General features: G+C 45.0%; 4 protein-coding genes. 1 reads left to right on the top strand and 3 read right to left on the bottom strand.

Annotation, left to right across the window (positions count from 1 at the left end; genetic code table 11):
• Positions 1–16 precede the first annotated feature (16 nt).
• From B4H32_RS03390 to B4H32_RS03380, 3 genes are all read right to left on the bottom strand, one after another.
• Entirely contained in the window at positions 17–1,552 is a 1,536-nt protein-coding gene (locus B4H32_RS03390; RefSeq protein WP_286800001.1) for an alkaline phosphatase, read from the bottom strand.
• A gap of 20 nt (positions 1,553–1,572) precedes the next feature.
• Positions 1,573–3,165, bottom strand: coding sequence for an alkaline phosphatase (locus tag B4H32_RS03385; RefSeq protein ID WP_286800000.1), 1,593 nt, complete (start codon positions 3,163–3,165; stop codon positions 1,573–1,575).
• 142 nt (positions 3,166–3,307) lie between these two features.
• Positions 3,308–4,090, bottom strand: a complete 783-nt coding sequence (locus tag B4H32_RS03380; protein ID WP_286799999.1) for an NRDE family protein — start codon at positions 4,088–4,090, stop codon at positions 3,308–3,310.
• A gap of 109 nt (positions 4,091–4,199) precedes the next feature.
• Between B4H32_RS03380 and lgt the strand changes: the two genes are divergently transcribed.
• Positions 4,200–4,947: prolipoprotein diacylglyceryl transferase (gene lgt, locus B4H32_RS03375; protein ID WP_286799998.1), on the top strand; the 748-nt coding region annotated here is incomplete at its 3' end.

Genomic DNA, 4,947 nt, shown 5'->3' with positions numbered 1-4,947 from the left:
AACTTCAATAAAAGGTTTATTTAAAGCCAAATGCTTCTTTTAATTTGCTAAATACCCATGCATTTTCTCTCGTCCCTTTAAAGACTTGTGAACCTGCACCTTCAGCAAACAATAAGACATCTCCACCACCATGTGTTTCAGAGCCAGGACTACCAAGTTTTACCCCAACCTCTTGTAAATAATCATCGGCTGCTGCCTCATTGTCCGTAATATCGATGCGTGACGTTGGACGTGGCCCACCACCATTACCAAACACTAAAGTGGTTGAGGTCTTGCCTTTCGCATCAAAGTTAGGGGCATGTTTCTTGCCATCCTCTAACACGCGGCTACGCGTATCTGATGCTTTTGCCTCTTGATAACTATAACTTAAACCCAAGATACCTGGATTCGTCGCCGTGGTTTTGCCAGTACGTGCGGTATAACCATTAAACGTCATGGTATGGTCATGGTCAGCCGTGACGACGATTAAGGTATTTTTTAACTCAGGATCAGTTTTCTTGATTTTATCCAGTGCGGTCTTGATCGCATTATCAAAGGCAATGGTATCCTGCAAGGCACGTTTGGCATTGGTTCCATGTAATGCATGGTCAATACGTCCACCTTCAACCATCAAGAAGAAGCCTTTGCCTGCGGTATCTTGTGCCTGTAATAAATCAATCGATTTTGCGGTCATTTCAGCCAAACTTGGTTGATTTGGTGCCGTTCTAGGACGATCCAAATCATATTCCAGATGAGAGGTTGCCGAATAAAGGCCGATATATTTTTTATTCAGTGGCGCAGCATCCATTTCTGCTTTTGTTGCACCGACGGTGTAATTCTTCGCTTTTAGTTCATCCAGCAAATTACGTCCATCAATACGACCCTTTTTATTGTCAGTCGCATTATATGGGGTGAAGTGGTTACGACCACCACCCATGAGCACATCTACGCCATCGAGCAGTTTAGGGTTATAACCTGCACCGCCAGGAATCACTTGACGCGCAATCTCATATTGCGCATTACGATTACACACATGAGCAAAAGTTGCAGCTGGGGTTGCGTGGGTTAATTCTGTCGTGGTAATCGCCCCCACCTTTTTGCCATTGGCTTTGGCCAATTCAAGAATCGTCTCGGCAGGACTGCCTGCTGCTACACTCGAGCCAGGCGTTGGGCAGTTATTCACGGCCTTCGACACTTTCGTTCCATCGGGTGCCGTACCTGAACTTGGCTCAACAGCGATCGTTCCCGGTGTCATGCCAATCACTTCATTACGGGTTTTTTCCCCTGTCATATAGGCTGCCATTGACGGCGCACTATCTGTGGTTTGACCATCTTCTGAATAAGTCTTGATGCGTACGGTACGGCGCAAGGTGTCCATGGTTAATTTGCCAGATTCACCATAGCCATAAATACGGCTTGCCGTGACCGTAGTTGGCCCCATACCATCACCTAAAAAGAAAATGATATTTTTAGCTTCGCCCGCCGCCTGTACACCTGTACTTGCAGCCAAGAGTGCAACAGTTAAAGCAGATGCTTTCATACCCAACTGACCTAATTTAAATTGTTTTAACATCATCATTCTCCAGTCTGTTGTTATTTATCTAGGCCAATGGCTTTGCGAACTAAATTAAATACTTCGATATTTTCTAGACTGCCGTGGAAGTTGTCTGACCCCACACCAATCGCGCCGAGGAATACATCAGTACCGCCATGCGTTTCACTATCAGCGAAACCAGTCTGCACCACTGCTTCTTGCTGGAAATCATCTGAAGCTGTACCCGTACACCAACCATCTTTATCAATATCCGTCCCACGGCTATCGGTATATTTACCTGCTGGGCCTGCTGCTGGATTACAACTATCGTTATCAGCTAAAACACCACGCGCTTCAATACGGTCATTATCTAAACGTTTTTTACCTGTACCAAAGCCAATAATTGGATACGGATTGCCGTTGACATCGGTTGAGAATCCCGCTTTGTTATAGTTCTTCACTAGGCCCAAGACACTGGTCTCAGCACCTTTCACATATTTACCTGTACGCTTCGCATAACCATTCAAAACCATGGTATGGTCATGGTCAGCAGTCACCACGATCAAGGTATTTTTTAGCTCTGGATCAGTCAGTTTAATTTTATCAATCGCTGCCTTAATCGCATTGTCAAAAGCAACCGTATCCTGCAACGCACGTTTTGCATTGGTGTCATGCAAAGCATGGTCAATACGGCCACCCTCAACCATCAAGAAGAAACTTTTGTTTTTTGCCTGTAGGACATCAATCGCTTTGGTGGTCATATCCGCTAAGCTAGGTTCATCAATCTTCTTATTAGTACGATCCAAGTCATAATTCATATGGCTGGCATTAAAGAGACCCAATAATTTTTTAGTTTTGCTTGGATCAATTTTTGCAAGGTCAGTACCACTTGAAACAAAGTTATAACCTTGATCTTGCATTTCTTTTACTAGGTCTCGGCCGTCAGCACGTTTACCGCCTGCAACAGTCGTCGGTTTAAACTGACGTAAACCACCACCTAACACTACATCTACACCATCTTTAAGCTTGCTGTTATAAGCGCCCCATCCTGTCCCTTTACCTGCGGGAACAAGCTGTGCCGCAATATCATTCTCTGCATCACGATGGCAAACATGGGCATAGGTTGTGGCTGGCGTTGCATGGGTAATACGCGTGGTAGTCACGACACCTGTGCCCATCCCCTGCGCTTTGGCAAGTTCAAGTAAGGTTTCAACAGGTTTTTTGCCTTTATTCTCTGCAACATCATCACAGGTACTGGTTCCATCTGCTTTTGGTGCAGATGCGATCGTTCCGGTCTGCATGGAAATGACTTCATTTTTCATTTTCACGCCAGTCATATAAGCCGCCATAGACGGCGCGCTATCAGTCACCTGACCATCTTCCGAAAAAGTGCGTACAAAAGCAGTTTCTGGCAGTGTATCAATGGTCAGATCACCATCTTCCCCAACAGAATAAATTCGTGATGCCGTTAAAGTGGTAATCCCCATACCATCACCCAAAAAGAAAATCACATTTTTAGCTTTTGGTGTTGTAGGTACTTCCGTTTTGTCGTTTTTATCACTGTCGTTACATGCAGTCATGCCAGCTGACAGTACTGTCATTAAACTGACCGCCAAGAGCTTTTTGGAAAAGCTCATCTTTGATAAGAACATAAAATATCTCCAGATCTATTTGTTTGGACGTAACTCGATTGGCTACACCTTAACAATGCTGGGTGAACCTTTTATGTCACCTTGATGACAGTATTATTTCATCTTGTTGTTTTATATTGAAATTATGTTATAACATATCATTTTAAGGCACTAATTTTAACTGAAGATCAAAAATTGCACCTCGTGACGGCCCTTGCTGGGATTTTTCCAGCCAATGCCACTGTGTCGGGCTAAGTCTTAAAAAATTTGAACAGCGTGTTCCATACACTGGACTCTGAATGAAAGTAGAGGACAATAATTCTTCCATTTCTGTATTGATTCCCGTATCGGGTAACAAATCTGGAATCACCTTTCGCTCATCCTCCAAAATATCCCAAGCGGCGGCGTCGATTGCGGATTCAGTCATTTGTGTTTGCTGCAACATCGGTAAAAATTCTTGGGTAAAACGCTGACGCAAATGTCGGGTTTTCTCCCAATCTTCAGACATGAGGCCATTGGATACCACATACACGCCATTGGCGAGCACTTGCGGCGCTTCACCACGGTTACTCATATATACCGCTTGTGTTCGATCACCCACAAATAAGTTAAAGCCCGCATAGTCCTGCTGCTGTTGCTCCAGCTGCTGGGCAAACCGAATCGGCGCCAAGTCACTTTCTAAAAAGGATTGAATCAAGTACCCACGAGAAGTGGTATAAGCCTTCTGCTCCCGACCATTGCGAAAATTGGTCACAATCGCCCAGCGACCAGAAGCCGTCACCCCCATCCATGTCCCGCCTGACTGTAAATCCTGTCCTGCGACAATGCTGCTATTTTCCCATACATGCAAGGCAGAACTTGGTCGATGGTAAAACTCATCACGATTTGAAATTAAACATAGGGGCATCTCATCCAGTACCTGCCATGCAAAAGCGACAATACACATAAATCCTTTTCTCCCGCCTTTTGGAACCTTGATCTTTCACATTGAATGTACAACATTTTTCACATCATTCCGCTACAATCTGCTCAAAATATAAAATTGAGGAGCAGCGATGCTGACCTATCCAAATATTGATCCAGTTGCACTGAGCTTAGGACCAGTCAAAGTGCACTGGTACGGACTCATGTATCTGTTGGCTTTTCTCTGTGCATGGGGCTTAGCATCGTATCGCGCTAAACAACGTGATGGCTGGACAGCCGACATGGTGTCAGATCTGGTCTTCTACGGTGCATTGGGCGTTGTGCTTGGCGGACGTGTTGGTTATGTGTTGTTCTACGAATTTGGTAAATTCTTAGAAAATCCACTGTGGTTATTTCAAGTCTGGACTGGTGGCATGAGCTTCCACGGCGGCTTCCTCGGTGTCATGATTGCGATGTTATTTTGGTGTAAAAAATACCAAAAAACCTGGTTCCAAACCTTGGACTTTATCGCACCCTGTGTACCAACAGGCTTGATGTTTGGGCGCTTTGGTAACTTTATTGGGGGAGAACTGTATGGTCGCCCAGTACAAGATCCAAGCTATCCATTCGGGATGATTTTCCCAACAGACCCACTGGGCTTGGTTCGTCACCCGTCACAGATTTATCAGGCACTATGTGAGGGCCTTATCCTGTTTATCGTGTTGTGGTGGTTTAGCTCAAAGCCCCGTCCACGTATGGCAGTTTCAGCTTTATTCCTGATGGGCTATGGTGTGGCACGCTTCTTTATGGAATTCTTCCGCCAACCCGATGCAGATCAGGGCTTTATCCTGTTTGGCTGGATGACCAAAGGGCAAATTCTCAGCTTCCCAATGATTATTA

Source organism: Acinetobacter sp. UBA2063, from assembly GCF_002333245.1.
In the GTDB taxonomy this organism is placed as follows: domain Bacteria; phylum Pseudomonadota; class Gammaproteobacteria; order Pseudomonadales; family Moraxellaceae; genus Acinetobacter; species Acinetobacter parvus.
Note: the sequence above shows the minus strand (reverse complement) of the source record. Positions and strands in the feature narration are given on the sequence as shown.

Coding starts and splice junctions, on each gene's coding strand:
- B4H32_RS03390 (WP_286800001.1), bottom strand. CDS start 1,552: ATGTTAAAACAATTTAAATTAGGTCAGTTGGGTATGAAAGCATCTGCT.
- B4H32_RS03385 (WP_286800000.1), bottom strand. CDS start 3,165: ATGTTCTTATCAAAGATGAGCTTTTCCAAAAAGCTCTTGGCGGTCAGT.
- B4H32_RS03380 (WP_286799999.1), bottom strand. CDS start 4,090: ATGTGTATTGTCGCTTTTGCATGGCAGGTACTGGATGAGATGCCCCTA.